The organism is Amycolatopsis methanolica 239, from assembly GCF_000739085.1.
Classification (GTDB): domain Bacteria; phylum Actinomycetota; class Actinomycetes; order Mycobacteriales; family Pseudonocardiaceae; genus Amycolatopsis_E; species Amycolatopsis_E methanolica.
Genome location: NZ_CP009110.1, coordinates 1,816,530 through 1,839,521 on the forward strand (window position 1 = coordinate 1,816,530; position 22,992 = coordinate 1,839,521).

The 22,992-nt window shown below is 72.0% G+C and carries 20 protein-coding genes; 17 read left to right on the forward strand and 3 right to left on the reverse strand.

Features of this window, described 5'->3' with window-relative positions:
* Positions 1 to 7 precede the first annotated feature (7 nt).
* From AMETH_RS08865 to AMETH_RS08895, 7 genes are all read left to right on the forward strand, one after another.
* Complete coding sequence (locus AMETH_RS08865; protein WP_017987721.1) at positions 8 to 373, forward strand: DUF4260 family protein; 366 nt, start codon at positions 8 to 10, stop codon at positions 371 to 373.
* 61 nt (positions 374 to 434) lie between these two features.
* Positions 435 to 1,976: an alkaline phosphatase D family protein gene (locus AMETH_RS08870; RefSeq protein ID WP_017987722.1), complete on the forward strand. Its 1,542-nt coding sequence runs from the start codon at positions 435 to 437 to the stop codon at positions 1,974 to 1,976.
* Positions 1,977 to 2,030: 54 nt separating this feature from the next.
* Positions 2,031 to 2,441: a nucleoside-diphosphate kinase gene (gene ndk, locus AMETH_RS08875; RefSeq protein WP_017987723.1), complete on the forward strand. Its 411-nt coding sequence runs from the start codon at positions 2,031 to 2,033 to the stop codon at positions 2,439 to 2,441.
* 69 nt (positions 2,442 to 2,510) lie between these two features.
* Entirely contained in the window at positions 2,511 to 3,266 is a 756-nt protein-coding gene (locus tag AMETH_RS08880) for an IclR family transcriptional regulator (RefSeq protein ID WP_017987724.1), read from the forward strand.
* Between the two features lie 56 nt (positions 3,267 to 3,322).
* Complete coding sequence (locus AMETH_RS08885) at positions 3,323 to 4,234, forward strand: ABC transporter ATP-binding protein (protein ID WP_051079599.1); 912 nt, start codon at positions 3,323 to 3,325, stop codon at positions 4,232 to 4,234.
* On the forward strand, positions 4,234 to 5,037 hold the full coding sequence (locus tag AMETH_RS08890; RefSeq protein ID WP_017987726.1) for an ABC transporter permease: 804 nt from the start codon (positions 4,234 to 4,236) through the stop codon (positions 5,035 to 5,037). The genes AMETH_RS08885 and AMETH_RS08890 overlap by 1 nt, the downstream gene beginning before the upstream one ends.
* A 64-nt stretch (positions 5,038 to 5,101) precedes the next feature.
* The gene (locus AMETH_RS08895; RefSeq protein WP_017987727.1) at positions 5,102 to 5,929 is read left to right on the forward strand and encodes an ABC transporter permease; all 828 of its coding nucleotides are present in this window, start codon (positions 5,102 to 5,104) and stop codon (positions 5,927 to 5,929) included.
* A 273-nt stretch (positions 5,930 to 6,202) separates the two neighbouring features.
* Here the strand turns inward: AMETH_RS08895 and AMETH_RS08900 are convergent, their stop codons facing one another.
* Positions 6,203 to 7,513 carry a S8 family peptidase gene (locus AMETH_RS08900; RefSeq protein ID WP_017987728.1) on the reverse strand — a complete coding sequence of 437 codons (1,311 nt, stop codon included), beginning with the start codon at positions 7,511 to 7,513 and terminating at the stop codon, positions 6,203 to 6,205.
* Between the two features lie 524 nt (positions 7,514 to 8,037).
* On the opposite strand from AMETH_RS08900, the gene AMETH_RS08905 reads away from it, so the two are divergent.
* The 5 genes from AMETH_RS08905 (at position 8,038) to proB (ending at position 14,871) form a co-directional block, all read left to right on the forward strand.
* Positions 8,038 to 11,445: an Rne/Rng family ribonuclease gene (locus AMETH_RS08905; RefSeq protein ID WP_017987729.1), complete on the forward strand. Its 3,408-nt coding sequence runs from the start codon at positions 8,038 to 8,040 to the stop codon at positions 11,443 to 11,445.
* A gap of 155 nt (positions 11,446 to 11,600) precedes the next feature.
* Positions 11,601 to 11,915, forward strand: coding sequence for a 50S ribosomal protein L21 (gene rplU / locus AMETH_RS08910; RefSeq protein WP_017987730.1), 315 nt, complete (start codon positions 11,601 to 11,603; stop codon positions 11,913 to 11,915).
* Positions 11,916 to 11,930: 15 nt separating this feature from the next.
* Positions 11,931 to 12,188: a 50S ribosomal protein L27 gene (rpmA, locus tag AMETH_RS08915; protein ID WP_017987731.1), complete on the forward strand. Its 258-nt coding sequence runs from the start codon at positions 11,931 to 11,933 to the stop codon at positions 12,186 to 12,188.
* Between the two features lie 119 nt (positions 12,189 to 12,307).
* Positions 12,308 to 13,765: a GTPase ObgE gene (gene obgE / locus AMETH_RS08920; RefSeq protein ID WP_017987732.1), complete on the forward strand. Its 1,458-nt coding sequence runs from the start codon at positions 12,308 to 12,310 to the stop codon at positions 13,763 to 13,765.
* Positions 13,762 to 14,871 (forward strand): glutamate 5-kinase, encoded by a 1,110-nt coding sequence (gene proB, locus AMETH_RS08925; RefSeq protein ID WP_017987733.1) that lies wholly within the window; start codon positions 13,762 to 13,764, stop codon positions 14,869 to 14,871. Before obgE ends, proB begins: the two co-directional genes overlap by 4 nt.
* On the opposite strand, the gene AMETH_RS08930 is transcribed toward proB, so the two are convergent.
* The gene (locus AMETH_RS08930; protein ID WP_017987734.1) at positions 14,868 to 16,157 is read right to left on the reverse strand and encodes an MFS transporter; all 1,290 of its coding nucleotides are present in this window, start codon (positions 16,155 to 16,157) and stop codon (positions 14,868 to 14,870) included. The two genes, proB and AMETH_RS08930, sit on opposite strands and share 4 nt — an antisense overlap.
* An 823-nt stretch (positions 16,158 to 16,980) precedes the next feature.
* On the reverse strand, positions 16,981 to 19,086 hold the full coding sequence (locus AMETH_RS08935) for a RecQ family ATP-dependent DNA helicase (protein ID WP_017987735.1): 2,106 nt from the start codon (positions 19,084 to 19,086) through the stop codon (positions 16,981 to 16,983).
* A 264-nt stretch (positions 19,087 to 19,350) separates the two neighbouring features.
* On the opposite strand from AMETH_RS08935, the gene nadD reads away from it, so the two are divergent.
* The 5 genes from nadD (at position 19,351) to AMETH_RS08960 (ending at position 22,625) form a co-directional block, all read left to right on the forward strand.
* A complete protein-coding gene (gene nadD / locus AMETH_RS08940) occupies positions 19,351 to 19,944 on the forward strand; it encodes a nicotinate-nucleotide adenylyltransferase (protein WP_081617688.1) in 594 nt (197 codons plus the stop codon).
* 73 nt (positions 19,945 to 20,017) lie between these two features.
* A complete protein-coding gene (gene rsfS, locus AMETH_RS08945) occupies positions 20,018 to 20,407 on the forward strand; it encodes a ribosome silencing factor (RefSeq protein WP_017987737.1) in 390 nt (129 codons plus the stop codon).
* Positions 20,404 to 21,015, forward strand: a complete 612-nt coding sequence (locus AMETH_RS08950; protein WP_017987738.1) for a histidine phosphatase family protein — start codon at positions 20,404 to 20,406, stop codon at positions 21,013 to 21,015. The genes rsfS and AMETH_RS08950 overlap by 4 nt, the downstream gene beginning before the upstream one ends.
* 1 nt (position 21,016) lies before the next feature.
* Positions 21,017 to 21,751, forward strand: coding sequence for a diglucosylglycerate octanoyltransferase (gene octT, locus AMETH_RS08955; protein WP_017987739.1), 735 nt, complete (start codon positions 21,017 to 21,019; stop codon positions 21,749 to 21,751).
* A gap of 10 nt (positions 21,752 to 21,761) precedes the next feature.
* A complete protein-coding gene (locus AMETH_RS08960; protein ID WP_017987740.1) occupies positions 21,762 to 22,625 on the forward strand; it encodes a DegV family protein in 864 nt (287 codons plus the stop codon).
* Positions 22,626 to 22,992: the final 367 nt, after the last annotated feature.

Genomic DNA, 22,992 nt, shown 5'->3' on the forward strand with positions numbered 1-22,992 from the left:
TGTTCCCATGAAGCGCACCGCCTGGGCCGTCGCCGGCGTCTTCCTGCTCGCGTTCGCCGTGTTCGAGGCCGTCAAGCACGGCGGCTGGACCGTCGGCGCCCTGCTGCTCGGCCTGATCGGGCCGGATCTGACGTTCCTGGCGGGGATCGGCGCGCCGCCCGCCGAGCGCGGCGTGCTGCCGCGCCGGGTGGTGCCGTTCTACAACGCCGCCCACCACTGGGCGGGTCCGGTGGTCCTGCTCGTGGTCTTCAGCTTCGTCGCGAGCCCCGCCGCCTTCACGCTCGGTCTGGCCTGGCTCGCGCACATCGTCGTGGACCGCGCCTTCGGTTACGGTCTGCGCACGGCCGACGGCAGGCAGCGCGCCACGGCGTGATTTCACCGTCCGGACAGCCGGAGTTGGCCCGTCGGCCCCCGAGCCCGCATAGAACTCCGGCATGACCGAACAGACCCGCCGCTCCGCCCTCAGAAGCGGCCTCGTCGGCGCCGGTGTCCTCGCCGCAGGCGTCCTCGGCAGCCCCTTCGCGAAGGCCGCCCTCGTCCGCAAGGACCGCCCCGTCCTGACGCATGGCATCCAGTCCGGCGACGTGACCCCGAACTCGGCACTGGTCTGGACCCGTGCCGACCGGCCGTCCCGCATGATCGTCGAGGTCTCGCGCGACCCGTCCTTCCGGGACGTGCGGACCGTCCGCGGCCCGCTGCTGACCCCGGACACCGGCGGCACCGGCAAACTGCGGATCTCCGCGCTCGCGCCGGGCACCGAACTGCACTACCGGGTCACCGCCGAATCGCTCGACGGCGGGGCCACCAGCGAGCCGCTGACCGGCACGTTCAAGACCGCGCCGGTTGGCCGCAGCGACGTGCGGCTGACCTGGTCCGGCGACGTGGCAGGCCAGGGCTGGGGCATCAACCCGGACATCGGCGGCATGACCGCCTACGCCGCGATGCTCGCCCGCAAACCGGACCTGTTCCTGCACAGCGGCGACACGGTCTACGCCGACGGCCCGCTCACCGAGAAGGTCACGCTGCCCGACGGCCGCGTCTGGCGCAACATCGTGACCCCGGAGAAGACGAAGGTCGCCGAGACGCTCGACGAGTACCGCGGCCAGTTCGCTTACAACATGCTCGACGCGAACGTCCGCGCGTTCACCGCCGCCGTGCCCAGCTACGTCCAGTGGGACGACCACGAGGTGACTAACAACTGGTACCCGGGCGAGATCCTGGACCTGCCGCAGTACACCGAAAAGCGCGTCGACGTCCTGGCCGCGCGTGCGTTCCAGGCCTTCCACGAGTGGCAGCCGATCGACCCGCGCCAGGCCGTGGACGGCCGGGTGTACCGCAGCTTCACCTACGGCTCGCGGCTGGAGGTGTTCGTGCTGGACATGCGGACCTACAAGGACGCCAACACCGCGGACCCCACGAAGCCCGGGCAGATCCTCGGCGAGAAGCAGGCGAAGTGGCTCGTCGACGGGCTGTCCCGCAGCCGCGCCACGTGGAAGATCGTGCAGGCCGACCTGCCCATCGGGCTCGCCGTGCTGGACGGCTCCACCGGCATCGAGGGCGTGGCGAACAACCGGCCCGGCGCGCCGGCAGGCCGTGAGAGCGAAATCGCGTGGGTGCTGCGGGAACTGGCGAAGCGGAAGGTGCGCAACACCGTGTGGCTGACCGCCGACGTGCACTACACCGCGGCGCACCACTACTCGCCGGACCGCGCCGCGGTGCGGGATTTCGACCCGTTCTGGGAATTCGTTTCCGGCCCGCTGCACGCCGGCGCGTTCGGCCCGAACACGCTCGACCCGACCTTCGGCCCGCAGGCCGTTTTCGTGCACGCACCGCCCGCCGCGAACACCTCGCCGATGGCCGGTTTCCAGCATTTCGGCGAAATCAACATCGACGGCGGCTCGGGTGAGCTGCGAGTCGATCTCCGTGACGGCACGGGCGCCTCCCTGTGGTCGACGACCCTGGAGCCGCAGCGCTGACCAGGCCAGTAGGCTTCGGGCAATCCGTGCACGTGATGAAGGAGAAACACAGTCGTGAGTGAACGCACGCTGGTTCTGGTCAAGCCCGACGGCGTACAGCGCGGCCTCGTCGGCGAGGTCATTTCGCGCATCGAGCGCAAGGGGCTGAAGCTGGCCGCGCTGGAGCTGCGCACCGTCGAGCGTTCGGTCGCCGAGGAGCACTACGCCGAGCACAAGGACAAGCCGTTCTTCGGCGACCTGCTGGAGTTCATCACCTCCGGCCCGGTCGTCGCGATCGCCGTCGAGGGCGTGCGGGCCATCGCGGCCTTCCGCCAGCTGGCAGGCGGCACCGACCCGGTGGAGAAGGCCACCCCCGGCACGCTGCGCGGGGACTACGGCCTGGAGACCCAGTTCAACCTCGTGCACGGCTCGGACTCGCCCGAGTCGGCCGAGCGCGAGCTGAAGCTCTGGTTCCCCGACCTCTGAGCAACCGCGGGGGCTTCCGGTGGGGTTGATCCTTACCGGGAGCCCCTTCCGGGAACTACCATCTGGGGCATGACCGCCAACGAAGGCGATGTCCCCAAGTCGGTGCTGGCGCGCGGGCTGGTGTTGCTGGACGCGTTCGAACCCGCCGACGTCGAACTCTCCCTCGCCGAACTGTCCGCCCGCACGGGCCTGCCGAAGCCCACCGCCCACCGGATGGCCGCCGAACTTGTCCGCTGGGGCGGGCTGGAACGCCACGGCGCTTCCTACCGGCTCGGGATGAAGCTCTTCGAGCTCGGCCAGCGCGTGCCGCGGCGGCGTGAACTGCGCGAAGCGGCGTTGCCGTACCTGCAGGACCTGTACGAGGCCACGCACGAGAACATCCACCTCGCGGTGCCGGACGGCGGTCACACGTTGTTCCTGGAGAAGGTCACCGGTCACCGGTCGACGCCCATCGGCTCGCGCGTCGGCGGCCGGATGCCGGTGCACTGCACCGCGACCGGCAAGGTCTTCCTCGCGCTCGGGCCGCCGGAGTACTTCCGGCGCGTGACCGAGGCCGGGCTGGCCCGCAAGACCCCACGCACGATCGTCGCGCCCGGGTTGCTGCGGCGGGAGCTGGACCGGGCTGTGGAGCGCGGGTACGGGGTCAACCACGAGGAAGCCGAGGTCGGGGTCGCCGCGGTGGCCGCGCCGGTGTACGACCGGCGTCGCAGGCTGGTCGCGGCCGTGTCGATCACCGGCAGCGCCGAGCGCCTCGACGTGGAACGGCTGGCGCCGGCCGTGCGGACCGCCGCCTCCGCGCTGACCCGGGAGCTGGCCGCGTCGTAAACCGATCGAAACTGTCGGTGCCCGGTCGTACTGTGCTGGGTGTGGACGAACCGAGCATGGTGCAGGCCAAGGCGCTGGTGAAGCGCTTCGGCGACTTCGAAGCGGTGCGGGGGATCGACGTCGAGGTCCGGCGCGGGGAGGCGTTCGGCTTCCTCGGGCCCAACGGTGCCGGGAAGTCGTCGACGATGCGGATGATCGCGTCGGTGTCGCCGCGGTCCGACGGTGATCTGAAGGTCCTCGGCATGGACCCGAACATCGAGGGCCCGCGCATCCGCGCCCGGCTCGGGGTGGTGCCGCAGCAGGACAACCTCGACAACGAGCTGACCGTGCGGCAGAACCTGCACGTGTACGGGCGCTACTTCGGACTGTCCAGGGCGCACGTGCGGCGCAAGGCGGTCGAGCTGATGGAGTTCGCGCAGCTGTCCGACCGCGCCGAGGACGAGGTGGAGCCGTTGTCCGGCGGAATGAAACGCCGGCTGACCATCGCTCGCGCCCTGGTCAACGATCCCGAGCTGCTGCTGCTCGACGAGCCGACCACCGGGCTGGACCCGCAGGCGCGGCACCTGTTGTGGGACAGGCTGTTCCGCTTGAAGGCGCAGGGCGTCACGCTCATCATCACGACCCACTACATGGACGAGGCCGAGCAGCTGTGCGATCGCCTCGTGGTCATGGACGGCGGGCGGATCGCGGCCGAGGGCTCGCCCGCCGAGCTGATCCTGCGGTACTCCACCCGCGAGGTGGTGGAGCTGCGGTTCGCGCCGGGGGAGGAGGTGCCCGCGGACCGGGTGGCCGACCTGGCCGACCGGGTCGAGGTGCTGCCCGACCGCCTGCTGCTCTACACCGCGGCGGGCGAGTCGGCGCTGGAGCAGGTGCGCCAGCGCGGGGTGCGGTCGCTGTCGTCGCTGGTGCGGCGGAGCACGCTGGAGGACGTGTTCCTGCGCCTGACCGGACGGACGCTGGTGGACTGATGAGCGTGCGGTCGACGGGCCGGGTCGTCCCGGCGTGGCAGGGCGCGTGGCTGCGCGTCGAGGGGTACTGGGAGTGGTACCGCCGGTACTGGAAGTCCAATGTGTACTCGACGGGCCTGCAGCCGCTGTTGTTCCTGCTGGCGATGGGGCTCGGGTTCGGTTCGCAGGTGCAGGCCGGGCCAGCCACCGGCGGATTGTCCTATGTGCACTACATCGCGCCAGCGCTGCTGGTGTCGGCGGCGATGCAGAACGCGGTGGGGGAGTCGACGTACCCGGTGTTGTCCGGATTCAAGTGGCAGAAGGACTACCTGGCCGTCACGGCGACGCCGGTCTCCCCGGGACAGGTGCTCGGCGGGCACCTGATCTGGGTGACGTTGCGGCTGTTGCTGTCCGGCGCGGTGTACGCCCTGATCGCGGTGCCGTTCGGGGCGTGGCTGAACGCCGGGGCGGCGCTGGTCGTGGTGGTCGGCGCCGTGACGGGCCTGGCGTGTGCCGCGCCGGTGACGGCCCTGGCCGCGACGACGTACGACGAGGGCGTCCGGTTCAACGCCGTGTTCCGGTTCGTGGTGATGCCGATGACGTTGTTCGCAGGCACGTTCTTCCCGATCGAGCAGATCCCGGTGGCGCTGCGCTGGCTCGCCTGGATCTCCCCGCTGTGGCACGGCAACGAACTCGCGCGGGGCGTCACCCTCGGCGCCCTGGAGCCGCTGCCCGCGCTCGGCCACCTGGCCTTCCTGGCGGCGCTGTTCGCCATCGGGGCGCTCCTAGCGCGCCACTACTTCTACCGCCGCCTGGTGGTGTGACGATGCCCGCCTGCTCCCCACGGACCACCCGCGCCCGACTCCGGCCGACCACGCGAGAGCCCCGATGACCACACTCACCGAAAACCCGCGCCGCGGCGTCCTGCTCCGCGTCCTGCCGCCTGGCCTCTACGCCGGCCGCGCCAGCAAGCTCGTCGAGCGCTCGATCCTCGCCTACTCACGCATGTGGCTGGTCTTCGCGTCCGGCGTTCTGGAGCCGCTCCTCTACCTCGTCGCGTTCCAGATCGGCTTCGGCAGGCTCGTCGGCGACGCCACCGGCCCGGACGGGCAGCCGATGAGCTACGTCGCGTTCGTCGCGCCCGCCCTGCTCGCCTCGTCCGCCATGAACGGCGCCGTCTTCGACAGCACGTTCAACGTGTTCTTCAAGTTCCGCTACGCCAAGACCTACGACGCGATGCTGGCCACCCCGATCGGCCCGCTGGACATCGCGATCGGCGAGATCTCCTGGGCCGTCCTGCGCGGCGGGCTCTACTCGGTCGCGTTCTTCGCCGTGATGGCCGCGATGGGCCTGGTCACCTCGCCGTGGGCGCTGCTGCTGATCCCGGTCGCGCTGTTGATCGCGCTGGCCTTCGCCGCGATCGGCATGGCCTGCGCGACGTTCCTCCGCTCGACGTCCCAGTTCGACTACATCCAGCTGGCCGTCGTCCCGATGTTCCTATTCTCCACGACGTTCTACCCGCTGTCGGTCTACCCCGGGCCGCTGCAGGTGGTGGTGCAGTGCTCGCCGCTCTACCACGGCATCCAGCTGATGCGGGAGTTGGCCGTCGGAGCCATGCACCCGGGCATGATCGGTCACGTCGCCTACCTCGTGGCGCTGGCGGTACTCGGCATCTGGGGCGCGGCCCGCCGCCTGAGCGGGCTGCTCCTGCGTTGAGACCCGTGTCCCGTGAGGTCGTAGCCCGCTGGGCACGGCACCGGGCGCGCCCGTTGCCGCCGCCTCGGGTCGCCCTGCGCCGGCGTGGTCGGCCACATCGCCTCCTTGGTGTCCCGATGCTGGGCATCCGGAGCGAGGCTCGCCGCCTGAGCGGGCTGCTCCTGTGCCAGCCCGTGCCCGCTGTCGCGCGCGGAGGCGCCGGACCACCTTCCCGCCGGCATGATCGGCCTCAAAGCTGGCGCGGTCCTGGCCATCCGGAGCGCGGCCCCACCGTCAGCCGGCGCTGACCCGCACCATCCCGTGCCCGTAGAAGCCGTTGTAGCCGGTGTACCCGGCGCAGAACGCGTCCTGCCGCCCGTCGCCGGTGAGGTCGTAGTCGGCGGGGCAGGGCACCGGCCGCGCGCGTTCTTCCAGCGCGCGCCGCAGCTGCCGGGCAGCCGAACCGGGTCGCTCGGCCGCGAGCACCGCCGCCGCGCCGGCCACGTGCGGCGCGGCCATCGAGGTGCCGCACATTTCGCCGTACCCGCCGGGCGCGGTGGACAGCACGCACGTGCCGCGGTCGCCGCCCGGCGCGGTCAGGTCCACCACGCCGAGCCCGTACGAGCTGTACCCGGCTTTCACCTCGTCCGGCCCGACCGCCGACACGGCCACCACGTCCCGCAGCGCGCCGGGCAGCGCGTCGCACCCGCCCGCCCGGGACGCCGGGGTCAGGTCCACGGCGTCGTTCGTCGCCGCGGCGACGTTCACCGTGCCCCGCGACGCCGAGTAGGCCAGCGCCCGGCCGACCGCTTCGCGCACCGCCTCGCGCCCCGGCGACCAAGTGCACGAGGGGGCCCACGTGTTGATCGCGAAGCTGCTGTTGGTGACCGCCATCCCGCGCTCGGCCGCCCACATCAGCCCGCACACCACGGCTTCCGGGGTGACCAGGCCCTGGTCGTCGATGACCTTGACCGACGCCACCCGCGTCCCCGGCGCGACCCCGGTGATGCCGCGCCCGTCGTCGGCCGCGGCGATGATCCCGGCGACGTGCGTGCCGTGCGCCGACGTCGTGGCCCGCCACGCGCGCTCGGCCGGGTCGGGCACACCGCTCAGGCAGCCGGCCGAGTCGCCCCGGTCGAGCGCGTCCACGAGGTCGGGGTGGTCCGGGTCGATGCCCGAGTCCAGGACGCCGACCACGACGTCCGGGCTGCCCGCGCCGGGCCCGCCCACGGCGGCGAGGTTCCACTGCTCACCGGCGCGGTCCGCGGAGGGCACCTCCGATTGCGTGGTCGCCCGCAGGGCGGGTCGTACCGGCCGCTGCCCGGCCCGCCGCTCGTTCTGCGCGCTGTAGGCACGCCCGGGGCCCATCTGCTGCGCGAAGTCCGGATCGCCGGAGGTGGCGACGCCCACACCGATCTGCGGGTGGTACCCGGTCAGCTGCCCGCACGCGGCCCGTGTCTGGTCCCGGGCCGCCGGTTCGGGCGTGTCGCGGTCGAAGACGACCAGGTAACGCACGTCCCGCCCGCTGTCGGAGCACGCCTGATCCGGCTCCGCCGCCGCGACGTGGGCCGGCGCCGCCACCAGCACGGCGCACGCCACCGCCACCAGTGATCGTCCGAAGCCGGGCAACGGGGACCTCCAACTGGGCGAACAGCGGCCGGGAAGCCGTCGGCGTCCTGCCGCACGCTAAGCCACCCCGCGCGGCGGCGACAAGCGCACGCCGCAAGTTCGCCCGGCCGTGGTCACGCGCCTGTTGGCACCGAGTACGCCGCACCGGACGCACCGTGTGGGATACTCGGCTTGGCTGCTTCCGCCGACACGCCCGCGACCTGCGGTCCGTCCGGGGGTTGCGGTCCGGAGACAGGCCGGAAGAGCGCCAGGTCGTCGCCGCCAGGAACCACCTGGGTGGCTCGACGAGCGGCAGGCGGGCGGGAACCGCCGGCTCGGACGGCTCGTCACCGAGCGGACCTGCCATCGGCGGGTGCCGGACCCCGGCACCGTCGGGGCGAGACGAGGCACAGGATTCCCGCCGGCGGTGACCACCCCGGCGGAACAGACAGGAAGGGCCCCTGTGCGGCCGCGTCCGCCAGCCCAAGCGGCTGGGACGCGCCCGGGGGCGGAGGAGATGTATGTCGAACGCGGACACACCCGCCGAGAACACCGGCGGGAACACCGCCCTACCCGCAACCGGCCCGCTGGGCGAGTTGCCGCCTCGCGTCCGGGTGCACGCCTTGGCGAAGCTGCTCGGCTCCAACAGCCGGGTCGTACTGGCGAAGCTCACCGAACTGGGTGAGACGGCGCGCAGCGCGCAGTCGAGCGTGCCGCGGGAGGTCGCGGTGAAGGTCGCCGAGGCGCTCGCCCCGGCCGACGAGCAGGCCGTCGAGGAGTCGGCTGCCCCCGAGGTGGTCGCCCCGGCCGAGGACGCGGCGCCCGACGCCGTTCCGGAGAGCACGCCCGAGCCGGTCGTCGAAACACCGGCCGCCGAGACACCGACCGCCCCGACCCCCGAGCTCGCCGCCCAGGCGACGCCGGAGCCCGAGCCCGAGGCCGCGCCGTCGGCCGCGGCACCCGAGCCGGTCGCCGAGCCCGAGCCGGTGCGGCAGCCGCAGCGCCCGCCGCACATGCCGGTCTTCGCGGCCCCGTCGCCGGTGTTCCTGCCGCCGGAGGCCGGTGCCGTCGAGGAGGAGCCCGCCCCCAAGGTGGAGCGGGCCGCCGAGGTCAAGCCGGTGGACGAGGACGCCGACGAGGGTGAGGACGGTGCGGGCCGCCGTCGCCGCCGCCGGGGCCGTCGCGGCCGTGGCCGGGGCAAGGGCGGCGACGAGAACGCCACCGAGACCACCGAGGCCGACGAGACCGCGCCCGCCGAGGAGACCGCCAAGCGCGAGGACGAGGACACCGCCGAAGAGGGCGAGCCGTCCGAGGACACCGACGAGACCGAGGGGTCGAGCCGTCGTCGCCGTCGCCGTCGCCGCCGCAAGGGCTCCGACGGGGACAGCGCCGACTCCACCACCGACGACCCGCCGAACACCGTCGTCCACGTCCGCGAAGCGAAGGCCGACGAGAAGAGCAGCAGCAGCTCGGACGGCGTGCGCAGCGTCCGCGGCTCCACGCGCCTGGAGGCCAAGCGCCAGCGCCGCCGGGACGGCCGCGAGGCGGGCCGCCGCCGTGCGCCGATCCTGTCGGAGGCCGAGTTCCTGGCCCGTCGCGAGTCGGTCGAACGCACGATGGTGGTCGCCGAGCGCGGCGAGCACACCCAGATCGGCGTGCTCGAGGACGGTGTCCTGGTCGAGCACTTCGTGACGTCGCAGGGCAGCGGCTCGATCGTCGGCAACGTCTACCTGGGCCGCGTGCAGAACGTGCTGCCCTCGATGGAGGCCGCGTTCGTCGACATCGGCCGCGGTCGCAACGCCGTGCTCTACGCGGGCGAGGTCGACTGGGACGCCGCCGGCCTGGAGGGCAAGTCCCGCAAGATCGAGCAGGCCCTGTCCACCGGTGACAACGTTCTGGTGCAGGTCACCAAGGACCCGGTCGGGCACAAGGGCGCCCGGCTGACTACCCAGATCTCGCTTCCGGGCCGGTTCCTGGTCTACATGCCGTCGGGCGGCGCCACCGGCATCTCGCGCAAGCTGCCGGAGAACGAGCGGCGGCGGCTGAAGGACATCCTCAAGCGGATCGTCCCAGAGGACGCAGGCGTGATCATCCGCACCGCGTCGGAGGGCATCAGCGAGGAGGAGCTGGAGCGCGACGTCCGGCGGCTGAAGGCGCAGTGGGAGGTCGTCAAGGAGAAGGCCGACGCGGCCACCTCCGGCAAGAAGTCGTCCGCCCCGGTGATGCTCTACGAGGAGCCGGACCTGCTGGTCAAGGTGGTCCGCGACCTGTTCACCGAGGACTTCGTCTCGCTCGAGGTCCAGGGCGACACGGCGTGGGAGACCATCCGCGCCTACGTCGAGCACGTCGCGCCGGACCTCACCCCCAGGCTCAAGCGCTACGTCGGCACCGGTGACGTGCTGGCCGAGCACCGCATCGACGAGCAGCTCACCAAGGCGCTGGACCGCAAGGTGTGGCTGCCCTCGGGTGGTTACCTGGTCATCGACCGCACCGAGGCGATGACTGTGATCGACGTCAACACCGGCAAGTTCACCGGTTCGGGCGGCAACCTCGAGGAGACGGTCACCCGCAACAACCTGGAGTCGGCCGAGGAGATCGTGCGCCAGCTGCGGCTGCGCGACATCGGCGGCATCATCGTGATCGACTTCATCGACATGGTGCTGGAGTCCAACCGCGAGCTGGTGCTCAAGCGGCTGACCGAGTGCCTCGGCCGGGACCGCACGCGTCACCAGGTCGCCGAGGTCACCTCGCTGGGCCTGGTGCAGATGACCCGCAAGAAGATCGGCACCGGCCTGCTCGAAGCGTTCTCCACGACCTGCGAGCACTGCAAGGGCCGGGGCGTCATCGTCTCGACCGAGCCGGTGAAGTCGGGCAACGGCGGCAACGGCGGCGGTCACCAGCACGTCGGTGGCGGCGGCGGTTCGCGCCGGTCGCGTGGCCGGGCCAAGGTCGAGGAGCCGCAGGCGGAGAAGACGCCCGAGCCCTCCCCGGTGCAGCGGGAGAGCACGATCTCGGCCGTCGAGGCCATGGCCAAGGCCGCGAAGATCGCCTCGACGAAGACCGAGGGCGGCGAGAAGCCGGAGACGGGCGCGACCCCGGCCGACGCGGCACCCGCCGAGGCCCACACCGGCGCGGAGAACGCCGCCGGGTCGGGCAGCGGTCGCTCCGAGCGGCGGTCCCGCTCCCGTGGGAAGGCCCGCGCCGAGACGGCCCAGCCCGAAGCCCAGACCCAGCCGAACGCGACGGTCCAGCCCGAGGCGGCACCCCAGCCCGAGCCGGAGACCGCGGGCGCCGCTCCGCAGGCCCAGACCAGCCCGGAGGGCGCGGCGCAGGCTCCCGCTGAGGCGCCGCCGCAGTTCGGGACGACGGCTCACGAGTCAGCTGCTCAGCCCGCGGTTCAGGCTGACGCAGCGGCTCCGTCCGCGCAGGCCGGTTCCGAGGCGCAGCCCGCGCCGTCGGAGCAGCCTGGAGCAGGGACCGAGCCCGCGGCGCAGGCCCAGGGCGAAGCGGCGGAGCAGGCCGGCCCGGAAGGCGCGGTCGAGCCCCCGGTCCAGGTCCGCACCGAGGCGCAGCCTTCGCCGGAGGCAGCGGCACAGCCGCCGACCGGTGAGCCGGCCGCCGCGGAGCAGGCGAAGCCCTCCCGCGCCCGGACCCGGCGGGTCGCCCGCAGGCCCGCGGCGCCCCCGGAGCCGGTCCAGGCCGCCACCGAGGCGCCTCAGGTCACCACCGTCCCGGCCGGCCCCGTGGCCGGCGGACCGGCGTCCACCTCGGAAACCTCCGGCCCCGAAGCCGGCGGGCAGGAGGATTCCGGCGAGACGTCGCCCGAGGTCAGCGTGCCCACCCCGGCCACGAGGACGGTCCGCAGGCGCCCGCGCCGCGCGGCCTCCCGCCCGGCCGGCCCCCCGGTGCACGCGTCGGACCAGAGCTGATCCACCTACGTGAGCCCCGGTGTCAACCGGCACCGGGGCGTCACGTAACCTGTAAGACGGCCCGTCCCCGGACGGGCTATGGCGCGATCACCGGACCGCACACAGCGGGACGTGGCGCAAGCCCTCACCCATTGTCGAGTTAGCAGGAGACTTCCGTGTCGGCGTACGCGATCGTCAAGACCGGCGGCAAGCAGTACAAGGTGGCCGTCGGCGACGTCGTCGAGGTCGAGAAGCTCGAGGGCAAGCCGGGCACCGAGCACTCTTTCCCCGCCGTGCTGTACGTCGACGGCAGCGATGTCACGGCGGATGCCGAAGCACTCGCGAAGATCTCGGTCACCGGCAAGGTCGTCGAGCAGACCAAGGGTCCCAAGATCCGCATCCACAAGTTCAAGAACAAGACCGGCTACCACAAGCGGCAGGGTCACCGTCAGAAGCTGACCCGCGTCGAGGTCACCGGAATCACGAAGTAAGGAGCTGCAGGAGCCATGGCACACAAGAAGGGTGCGTCCAGCTCCCGCAACGGGCGCGACTCCAACCCCCAGTACCTCGGCGTGAAGCGCTACGGCGGTCAGCTCGTGAACGCCGGTGAGATCCTGGTCCGCCAGCGCGGCACCAAGTTCCACCCCGGCCTGAACGTCGGCCGTGGCGGCGACGACACGCTGTTCGCCCTCGCGGCGGGCACCGTCGAGTTCGGCGCGAAGCGTGGCCGCAAGACGGTCAACATCGTCCCGGCCGAGGCCTGAGGGTCCGGCTAGACAACCCAGCACCTTCAGCGAGGGGCGGGCCCGGAACAGATCCGGTCCCGCCCCTTGTTGCTGGAGATGGCTGATATCCCTTCGGAGAAACGAGAAGAGGCTTCACGATGGCGTCCCGGTTCGTTGACCGCGCGGTGATCCACGTCGCCGCGGGCGACGGCGGGCACGGCTGTGCCTCGATCCACCGCGAGAAGTTCAAGCCGCTCGGCGGCCCCGATGGGGGCAACGGCGGCAACGGCGGCGACGTGCGACTCGTCGTCGACCCGAACGTGCACACGCTGCTCGACTTCCACTTCCACCCGCACGCCAAGGCGACCAACGGCCGCCAGGGCCAGGGCAGCCACCGCGCGGGCGCGGCAGGCGAGACCCTGGAGCTCAAGGTGCCCGACGGCACCGTCGTGATGTCCGAGGACGGCGAGGTCCTGGCGGACCTGGTCGGTCCGGGCACGACGTTCGTCGCCGCCCAGGGCGGGCGCGGTGGCCTCGGCAACGCGGCGCTGGCGTCCAAAGCGCGCAAGGCGCCCGGGTTCGCCCTGCTCGGCGAGCCCGGTGAGGAACGCAGCCTCGTGCTGGAGCTGCGCTCGGTCGCCGACGCCGGCCTGCTCGGCTTCCCGTCGGCAGGCAAGTCGTCGCTGATCTCGGTGCTGTCCGCGGCCAAGCCGAAGATCGCCGACTACCCGTTCACGACGCTGGTGCCGAACCTCGGCGTGGTGAACGCCGGCGACACCGTGTTCACGATGGCCGACGTGCCCGGTCTGATCCCCGGCGCGAGCGAGGGCAAGGGCCTCGGCCTGGACTTCCTCCGCCACATCGAACGCTGCGCGGTGCTGGTGCATGTCGTCGACTGCGCGACCTACGACCCGGGCCGCGACCCGGTGTCCGACGTGGACGCGCTGGAGGCCGAGCTGGCCCGCTACACCCCGGCGCTCGGCGGCGAGCTGGACTCCCGGCCACGGGTCGTGGTGCTCAACAAGATCGACGTGCCGGACGCGGCCGAGCTGGCCGAGATGGTGCGTGGCGAGTTCGAGGCGCGTGGCCTGCCGGTGTTCGAGGTCTCCACGGTGACCCGCCAGGGCCTGCGTGAGCTGACCTTCGCGCTCGCCAAGGAGGTCGAGAAGTACCGGGCGGCGCAGCCGGAGGCGGAGCCGACGCGGATCGTGCTGCGGCCGGTGGCGGTCGACGACTCGGGCTTCACCATCGAGGAGGACCCGGAGGAGCCGGGCGGCTTCATCGTGCGCGGCGCGCGCCCCGAGCGGTGGATCCGGCAGACCGACTTCGGCAACGACGAGGCCGTGGGCTACCTCGCGGACCGGCTCAACCGGCTGGGTGTCGAGGACGCGCTGGCCAAGCGCGGCGCCGAGCCGGGCTGCCCGGTGACGATCGGCAACATCACGTTCGAGTGGGAGCCCTCCACGCCGGGCGTGGCGGCGCGCATGACTGGCCGGGGCACCGACGCGCGGCTGGAGCAGAACAACCGCGTGTCGGCGGCCGAGCGCAAGGAAGCCCGGCGCATCCGCCGTGACGGGCCGGACCAGCCCGAGGACGAGGACGCGACAGCACGATGAGCGTGGCCCGCAAAGCCGTCGCGGCGGCGGAACGGCTGGTCGTCAAGGTCGGCTCGTCGGCGCTGACCACCGCCGGTGACGGGCTCGACGTGACGCGGCTGAACGCGCTGGTCGACGCCATCGCGGCGCGGATCGCGCAGGGCAGCCAGATCGTGCTGGTGTCCTCGGGTGCGATCGGCGCCGGGCTGGCGCCGCTCGCGCTCGGCAAGCGGCCGCGGGACCTGGCAACCCAGCAGGCCGCGGCGAGCGTCGGCCAGTTGCAGCTCGCGCACGCCTACGCGGAGTCGTTCGGCCGGTACGCGCTGACGGTGGGCCAGGTGCTGCTCACTTCCGACGATGTCGTGCGCCGCGCGCACTACCGCAACGCGCAGCGGACGTTCTCCCGCCTGCTGGCGCTGGGCGCGGTGCCGGTGGTCAACGAGAACGACACGGTGGCCACCGAGGAGATCAAGTTCGGCGACAACGACCGCCTGGCGGCGCTGGTGGCGCACCTGGTCGGCGCCGACGCCCTGGTCCTGTTGTCCGATGTGGACGGTCTGTACGACGGGGATCCGCGGTCGGGTTCGACGCGGCGCATCGCCGAGGTGACCGGCCCGGCGGATCTGGAGGGCATCGCCGTCGGCATGTCCAGCTCGGGGCTCGGCACCGGCGGGATGGTGTCGAAGCTGGCCGCGGCACGCACGGCCGCGTCGGCGGGGATCCCGGTGCTGCTGGCCGCGGCGTCGGACGCTTCGCGGGCGTTGTCGACGGCCGAGGTCGGTACTGCGTTCCGGGCGGCCGACAGCCGGCTGTCCGCGCGCCGGTTCTGGCTCGGCTACGCGGCGGGGACGCGGGGGCGTCTGCACCTGGACGACGGTGCGGTGGCCGCGGTGGTGCGCCGGCGCCGGTCGTTGCTGGCGGCGGGGGTCACCGGTGTCGACGGTGACTTCGAGGCGGGCGACGTGGTGGAGCTGGTCGACGCGGCGCAGCGTGTGGTGGCCCGTGGTGTGGTGGCGTTCGACGCGGGGGAGTTGCCCGAGCTGATCGGCCGGTCCAGCCACGAGCTGCCGGAGGAGCAGCGGCGGGAGGTCGTGCACGCCGACGATCTGGTGCCGTTCCGCCGTTAACGCAGTTCCGTGCCCTTCGTTTCGGGGAGGGTGAGCAGCACGAGGAACGCGATCAGCGCGCCGGCCGCGACATACCAGAAGAACAGGATCGACGCCCCGGCGGCGGAGAGCGTGCTGATGACCAGCGGTGCGGTGCCGCCGAACACGGCGACGGTGAGGTTGTACCAGGCGCCGATGCCGAGGCCGCGCAGTTCCGTGGGGAACAGTTCGCTCATGATCGCGGGCGCGAGGCTGGACAGGGCGGCGTAGAGCCCGAGGCCGACGCAGAAGACGACGAGCAGGTTGCCGAGGCCGGGTTTGACCAGGGCGGACAGCGGCACGATGAGGATCGCGGTGGCTGCGGACCAGGCGAACAGCTGGGGTTTGCGCCCGATGCGGTCGGAGAGCGCGCCGTAGGGGTATTGGAGCGCGACGAACAGCGCGGTGCCGATGGACAGGGCGAGGAACACGTCGACGTCGTTGGCGTGGCGGGTCTTGACCGCGAATGGCGTGAGGGCGCTGAAGAACGTGTAGTAGCACAGCGTCGAGAGCATCGTGATGCCGACGAGCTGGCCCACCGCCTTCGGATGTTCGCGCAGGGTGGTCAGCAGCGGGCGGCGGACGCGTTGCGCGCGGCCCTTGTTCTGCTCGAACTGTTCGGTCTCGGAGAGGCTGCGGCGCAGCCACAGGCCGACGATGCCGAGGACGCCGCCGAGCAGGAACGGGATGCGCCAGCCGTAGGAACTCATGGCGGCCTTGTCCATCGTGCGGGCGAGGACGAACCCGAGCACGGACGCGAGGAGCACCGCGGAGCCGGTGGAGATGTAGAAGAAGGACGAGTAGCGCCCCCGCCACTTCGGCGGCGCGATTTCGCCGAGGTAGGCGGAGGCGTTGGACACTTCGCCCCCGAGGGACAGCCCCTGCGCGATGCGCGCGAGGAGCAGCAGGATCGGTGCCAGCCAGCCGACTTGCTGGAAGGTGGGCAGGATCGCGATGACGATGGAGCCGCCCGCCATGAGCGTGATGGTGAGAATCATGGCCGGCTTGCGACCGCGCACGTCGGCGAACCGGCCGAGCAGCAGACCGCCGAGGGGCCGGAAGAAGAAGGCGAGCGCGTAGGTGGCGAACGTGTTGATCTGGGCGAGCAGGTCGTTGCCCGCGGGGAAGAACGCTGTGGCGAAGTAGATGCTGAACGTCGCGTAGATCGTCCAGTCGAACCACTCCAGCGCGTTGCCGACGCTGGCCGCGAACAACTTCCGGACGGGCAGCCGGTGCCGGACTTCTGTGCCCACCTTCGACTCGACCATGGCGCACCTCCACGTTCACCCGAATGGGTCGGACAATGCCACACCTCGGCCGCGACCGAAAGATTCTTTTCTGCCGGGAACGTGCTGAGCAGGGCTTTTCTCCCCGAGCGGAGTCGAAGTGACACCCACGTGGCCGATGCGCCCACACCGGAGAGCCCCACCTGCGCGGTGCTCCATGTGCGCGACGCGAACCTGCACGGCGCCTCACCTGCACGGCGCCTCACCTGCACGGCGCCCATCTCCGCGGCGTCTCACCTGCGCGGCGCCCCAGCGGCTCGGCCCGCCGGGGCGGTCTGGGCAGCTTGCCCTGCAGGCCGCTCGGTCCGCGAGGCCCGGGGGCGACCCTGCCGTTTGGCCTGCAGGCCGTCCGGCCCGCAGTGCTGCCGGGCGGGCCGTGCCGCCTGGCCACCAGTCGCACCGCCCGCGTCGGCTGGTCGGGTCCGGCCTGGAGGACTGCGCGCCCAGTAGTGTGGCTTGGCCTGCCGTGGCGCTTGCCCTGCAGGCTGTCCGGCCCACAGGGCTGGCAAGCGAGCCGTGCCGCCTCACCCGCCGGGCGAGCCGTGCCGACTGACCGGTCCTGCCGACTGGCCGGTCGTGCCGCCGGGCGAGGCATGTTGTCCCGCCAGCCGGTCAGCACCGGTGGCGTGCACCGTGCGGTCCTGGTCGGCCCCGGCCCGGCCAACGCGGCCGCCTGATGAGGCTGCGGGCGACATGCCGTGCCAGGCTCTCCCAGCTAGACGCGGGTGGTCAATGCGTCGCGGTCCCGCCCCTGCCCCAAAAAGCTGGGCGTCGAGATCAAGAATTCCCCCTCAAATCCCTCCCTTCAGTTCGTGCTCGCCAGCGCGAACGGCAGCACTGCAGGCGCCCCGCCCTGACGTAGGAGCCGGGCGGCCAGCGTCATGCTCCAGCCGGTGTCCACGAGATCGTCCACAAGCAACACCGGACCCTCCACACCGGACAACTCGGCGGCCAGCGCACCTGGCACCGTAAGCGTTTGCCACAGGTCCGCGACCCGCTGCGCGCTGTTCGCCCGGCGTGGTCGCCCGCCTCGGCTCTCCAGTGCGCCGAGGAAACGCAGTCGCCCGATCTGAGCCAGCCGGGTCGCCAGGTCGTGCACCAGGCGCGGCCGGGTCGCAGAGGGCATCGCCACTACTGCCGCCGGTCGCTGTTCCCACCGCCAGGACGCCAGAACCTGGACGCAGGCCTGGAAAATGCGGTCCGGCACCTCGCCGTCGGCGGCCCGCTCGCCGACCAGCTCGCGCAACGGCCCGCCCCACCCGACGTCCGTCAGCCGGCCGAGCGTGCGTCCCGGCTCGGCCAGCTCGCCCTTCCCGATCCGACCGGACAGCGGCACGTCGAGCGACGCCATGCCCGTCGGCCACTGGCGCCGCGGGCTCACCTCGACCCCCGGCCGCCGGAGCCGTTCGTCGGTCTTCTCGACCGCCTCCGCCGAAACGGTGACGTCCCGATGCTCGCCCGTGCAGTTGTCGCACCGGCCGCACGGTTCGGCGAACGGGTCGTCGAGCTGACGGCGCAGGAACTCCATCCGGCACGAAGCGGTGGACTGGTACTCCAGCATCGCCTGCTGTTCCGCCCGCCGCGCCTCGGCGACGCGCTCGTACCGTTCGCGTTCGTAGTGCCAGTCCTGCCCCGTCGCCTCCCAGCCGCCCTTGACGCGCCGCACCGCGCCGTCCACGTCGAGCACCTTCAGCACCATCTCCAGCCGCGACCGGGACAGTTCGACCATCGGCTCCAGCGCCACCGTCGACAGTGGCCGGTCGGCGTAGGCGAGCGCGTTCAGCACCTGGTTGACGCGCTGCTCGTCCGGGAACGCGAGCGAGGAGAAGTAACTCCAGATCTCGGCGTCTTCCGCACCCGGCAGGAGGATCACCTCAGCCCGCCGCACGCCACGGCCGGCGCGGCCGACCTGCTGGTAGTAGGCGATCGGCGAGGACGGCGCCCCGACGTGGACGACAAAACCAAGATCGGGCTTGTCGAACCCCATGCCCAGCGCGGACGTGGCCACGAGCGCCTTGACCCGGTTGGCCAGCAGGTCGTCCTCGGCCGCCTCGCGATCGGCCGGCTCGGTCTTGCCCGTGTAGGACGTGACCGGGAACCCGCGCTCGCGCAACATCTCCGCGATGTCGTGCGCCGCGGCAACGGTGAGCGTGTAGATGATCCCGGACCCCGGCAGCTCGCCGAGCCGGTCCGCCAGCCACGCCAGCCGCGCCTGCGGGGTGGGCAGCTTCGCGACCGACAGGTGCAGGCTCTCCCGGTCGAGCGGACCGCGCAGCACCAGCGTGTCGCCGCCCTGACCGAGCCCGAGCTGTTCGGCGACGTCGGTGACCACCCGGTCGTTGGCGGTGGCCGTGGTCGCCAGCACGGGCACATCCTCGGGCAGCCCCGCGAGAAGCGTGCGCAGGCGGCGGTAGTCCGGCCGGAAGTCGTGACCCCAGTCGGAGATGCAATGGGCCTCGTCCACGACGAGCAGGCCAGCGGTGGTGGTGAGCTTGGGCAGCACTGTGTCGCGGAAGTCGGGGTTGTTCAGCCGCTCCGGACTCACCAGCAGCACGTCGATCTCGCCGGCGGCGATGCGCGCCTGCACGTCGTCCCACTCCTGCTGGTTGGCCGAGTTCATCGTCGCCGCGTGGATGCCTGCCCGCCCGGCCGCCGCGATCTGGTTGCGCATCAGCGCCAGCAGCGGCGAGATGATCACTGTCGGACCCGCTCCTCGCTCGCGGAGCAGGGCGGTGGCCAGGAAGTACACGGCCGACTTGCCCCAGCCGGTGCGCTGCACGACGAGGGCGCGCCGGTGGTGGGCGACCAGGGCCTCGATGGCTGTCCACTGGTCGTCGCGCAGGGTCGCGCCGTCTCCGGCCAGTGCCTGGAGCAGCGTTTCGGCGCGTTCGCGCAGGAGGTGAAGGTCCACGGCTCAACGTCTACCCGAAGGCTGCGACGAAACCGAGCCGAGTACCGCCCGAGTGGACCAGTCGTCGAGTAATGTGATGCAAGACACAACCAATGTCCTCATCAGGACACCCGGACGGCGGAGTCTCCAAGCTGTCGGGGTTCACTTGCGGGTTCGCCGGCGCCTCCGGAGGTTCCCCTCGGACCGCCGGCGGAGCGAGGCGCGCGGGTACTGTTACCGGGGAGCGGGGCAGTACCCGCGCACTCGCGCTTCTACGATCCGTTCATGTCACCACGCCGAATCGGGGTCATGGGCGGCACGTTCGACCCCGTCCACCACGGCCACCTCGTCGCGGCCAGTGAGGTGCAGTCCCGGTTCGACCTCGACGAAGTGATCTTCGTGCCGACCGGCCAGCCGTGGCAGAAGTCCGGCAGGCAGGTCACCAGGGCCGAGGACCGGTACCTCATGACGGTCATCGCCACCGCCTCCAATCCGGTCTTCTCGGTCAGCCGGGTGGACATCGACCGCGGCGGCGAGACCTACACCGTCGACACCCTGCGTGACCTCAAGGCCGAGTACCCCGAGGACGAGCTCTTCTTCATCACCGGCGCCGACGCGCTGGAACAGATCCTGACCTGGCACAACGCCGACGAGCTGTTCACCCTCGCGCACTTCATCGGCGTAACCAGGCCCGGGTACAAGCTCAACGACCACCATCTGCCCAGCGGCAAGGTGAGCCTGGTCGAGGTGACCGCGATGGCCATCTCCTCGACCGGCTGCCGTGAACGCGTCGAGCACGGCGAACCGATCTGGTACCTGGTGCCCGACGGCGTTGTCCGGTACATCGACAAGCGCGGGCTGTACCGCAAGCCTGCCTGACACGCCGCCGGGGTCGTGGACGGCGGCAGGTACCCTCGGTGGACCGACGGTCTCAGGATGAGGGAGCACAGGAGTGGCAGCGACGTCCCAGGCACGTGACATCGCGACCGTGGCGGCGCACGCCGCCGCGGACAAGAAGGCCACCGACGTGGTGGTGCTGGACGTCTCCGAGCAGCTCGTCATCACCGACGTGTTCGTCATCGCCTCGGCGCCCAACGAGCGCCAGGTGGGGGCCATCGTCGACAACGTCGAGGAGAAGCTGCGGGAGGCCGGGCACAAGCCGGTCCGCCGCGAAGGTGCGCGGGAGGGCCGCTGGGTCCTGCTCGACTTCGTCGACGTCGTGGTACACGTGCAGCACGACGAGGAGCGTTCGTTCTACGGCATCGAGCGGCTGTGGAAGGACTGCCCCCGCATCGAGGTCGACGGGCTCGCCGAGGCCGTCGACGCCGGGGACGGCTCGTGAGTTTCCGGCGCCTCGTGCTGTGGCGTCACGGGGAGACCGACTACAACGCCGCCGGGCGTATGCAGGGCCACCTGGACTCGGCGCTCACCGAGGTGGGCTGGAACCAGGCCCGCTTCGCCGCGCCCGCGCTCGCCCGCTTCCAGCCCGACCTGGTCATCTCGTCCGACCTGCACCGGGCCATGGACACCGCGATGGTGCTCACCGAGGCGATCGGGGTGCCGCTGCGCATTGACAAGCGCCTGCGGGAGACCCACCTCGGCGAGTGGCAGGGGCTGACCGGCGCCGAGGTCGACGAGGGCTGGCCCGGCGACCGCGCCATCTGGCGCGTGGACGCCACCTGGGCGCCCCCGGGCGGCGAGTCCCGGGTCGAGGTCGCCGAGCGCGCCTCGGAGGTCGTCAGCGACCTGCTGGCCAGTGACGACCAGGGTGAGACCGTGCTGCTGGCCGCGCACGGCGGCCTGATCACGGCGCTCACCGGCAAGTTGCTGGCCCTGCCGGTCGAGGCGTGGCCGCAGCTCGGCGGGATCGGCAACTGCCACTGGGTCGAGCTGGGCCTGCGCGACGGTCACTGGCGGCTGCACGCCTACAACGCCGGAATGCTCGGCTGAGATGCCGAGGCTGCTGGTCTTCGGGGACTCGCTGAGTTTCCAGGGCCCGGAGAGCCCCTGCGCGGCCGACGAGCCGCGACTGTGGCCGAACATCGCCGCCTCAGCGCTCGGCGGGAGCGCGGAGCTCGTGGCGTCCGCGGGCTGGACGGCGCGCGACGCGTGGTGGGCGATGATCGGCGACCCGCGGGTGTGGGCCGATCTGAAGCACGCCGACGTCGTGGTGCTGGCCGTGGGAAGCATGGACACGCTGCCGTCGCCGCTGCCGACCTACCTGCGCGGCGGCCTGCGTTACCTCCGGCCGTCCGGGCTCCGCCGCACTGTGCGGAAGGCGTACCTGGCCGCGCAGCCGCGGCTGGCGGTCGCGATGCGCGGCCGCCCGCGGGTCCTGCCCGCGAAGCTGACCGTGCACTACCTGGACCGGGCGGTCTACGCACTGCGCATCCTGCGGCCGGAGCTGCCGATCGTGGCCGTCCTGCCCAGCGTCCACCGCGCGTCGTCCTACGGCAACGTGCACACCGGCCGGGAGGAGACGGCGGCCGCCATCGCCGCCTGGTCGCGGCGGGTGGACGTGCCCGTGCTGAACCTGGCGGAGGTCGTGGGGGAGCACGTCCTGAGCGGCCGCGGCAACCCGGACGGGATGCACTGGGGCTGGGAGGGGCACGCGCTCGTGGGCAAGGCGATGGCCGCGTTGATCGGTCCGCTCCTGGCCCCCGGCGAATCGCCCGCCGGCACGTAGGCTGACCGTCGTGCCGGTTGCCGTCATCACGGATTCCACCGCCCATCTGCCCGAGGGCTTCGCCGAGCGCCACGCCCTGCGCGTCGTCCCGCTGCACGTGCTCATCGACGGGGTCGCGGCGCTCGACGGTGTCGAGGTTGGGGCGGCGGCGCTCGCCGAGGCGCTGGGGCAGCGCCGGATTGTGACCACGTCGCGGCCGACGCCCGGCGAGTTCGCCAAGGCCTTCCGCGAAGCGCTGGAGGCGGGCGCGGACTCGGTCGTGTCGATCCACCTGTCCAGCGAGATCTCCGGGACCTGGGAGTCCGCGGTGCTGGCCGCCCAGGAGGTCGGACCGGACCTGGTGCGGGTCGTCGACTCGCGGGGAACCGCGATGGGGCTGGGGTTCGCGGCGTTGCACGCGGCGCGCGCGGCGTCGGCCGGCGCGTCAGCGGCCGAGGTGGAAGCGGCCGCGACGGCGGCCGTGCGCTGTTCGGAGACCCTGTTCGTGGTCGAGACGCTGGAGTACCTGCGGCGGGGTGGCCGGATCGGCGCGGCGGCGGCGTTGTTGGGCACCGCGCTGGCCATGAAACCGGTGCTGCACCTGGACGATGGCCGGATCCAGCCGCTGGAGAAGGTGCGCACGATGAACCGCGCCACCGCGCGCCTGGTCGAACTCGCCGAGGAGGCCGCGCGCGGGGAGCCGGTCGAGGTCGCGGTGCACCATCTCGCCTCGCCGCGGCGGGCGGTGGAACTGGCGAACCGCATCGAGGAGCGGCTGACCGTCGTCGACGGTTGCGTGGTGTCGGAACTGGGTGCCGTGATCGGCGCACACACCGGGCCGGGTGTGGTCGGCGTTGTGGTGCAACGGAATCCAGGCGGGCCGGGCTCTATTTGACGAGGAACGTGGCCGTGGCCATGAGAGCGGACACCGCCGTCCCCGCGGCACTGACCGACGCGGCGCGATTGGCCACATTCCCCCAGCACCGCCCCGGCAACTCCGCCCACCTCTGCCTCTTGACGACCATCTTGAGCTTCTCCCATTTGTGCGATCGGTAGCTGCACCCCATCAGCAGTCCGTTCGCGTTGTTCCGGCAGGGCAGGTTGTTGCGAGTGGGTGCCATACACCAGGTCGGGGCGGCGAAAAGCATGTAGAGAAACGCTAACGAGGATCCCGCGATGATGAATGGGAGTCCGACGTCCTTGCTCGTCCAGCCGTATATGACCGCGGCAAGCAGGAAGTAACCCTACGCTTCGAGCTCCCC

Bases quoted from the DNA above. Each gene is read 5' to 3' on its own strand.
- AMETH_RS08865 (WP_017987721.1), top strand. From the start codon at position 8: ATGAAGCGCACCGCCTGGGCCGTCGCCGGCGTCTTCCTGCTCGCGTTC.
- AMETH_RS08870 (WP_017987722.1), top strand. From the start codon at position 435: ATGACCGAACAGACCCGCCGCTCCGCCCTCAGAAGCGGCCTCGTCGGC.
- AMETH_RS08880 (WP_017987724.1), top strand. From the start codon at position 2,511: ATGACCGCCAACGAAGGCGATGTCCCCAAGTCGGTGCTGGCGCGCGGG.
- AMETH_RS08885 (WP_051079599.1), top strand. From the start codon at position 3,323: ATGGTGCAGGCCAAGGCGCTGGTGAAGCGCTTCGGCGACTTCGAAGCG.
- AMETH_RS08890 (WP_017987726.1), top strand. From the start codon at position 4,234: ATGAGCGTGCGGTCGACGGGCCGGGTCGTCCCGGCGTGGCAGGGCGCG.
- AMETH_RS08895 (WP_017987727.1), top strand. From the start codon at position 5,102: ATGACCACACTCACCGAAAACCCGCGCCGCGGCGTCCTGCTCCGCGTC.
- AMETH_RS08905 (WP_017987729.1), top strand. From the start codon at position 8,038: ATGTCGAACGCGGACACACCCGCCGAGAACACCGGCGGGAACACCGCC.
- rpmA (WP_017987731.1), top strand. From the start codon at position 11,931: ATGGCACACAAGAAGGGTGCGTCCAGCTCCCGCAACGGGCGCGACTCC.
- obgE (WP_017987732.1), top strand. From the start codon at position 12,308: ATGGCGTCCCGGTTCGTTGACCGCGCGGTGATCCACGTCGCCGCGGGC.
- proB (WP_017987733.1), top strand. From the start codon at position 13,762: ATGAGCGTGGCCCGCAAAGCCGTCGCGGCGGCGGAACGGCTGGTCGTC.
- AMETH_RS08930 (WP_017987734.1), bottom strand. From the start codon at position 16,157: ATGGTCGAGTCGAAGGTGGGCACAGAAGTCCGGCACCGGCTGCCCGTC.
- nadD (WP_081617688.1), top strand. From the start codon at position 19,351: ATGTCACCACGCCGAATCGGGGTCATGGGCGGCACGTTCGACCCCGTC.
- octT (WP_017987739.1), top strand. From the start codon at position 21,017: ATGCCGAGGCTGCTGGTCTTCGGGGACTCGCTGAGTTTCCAGGGCCCG.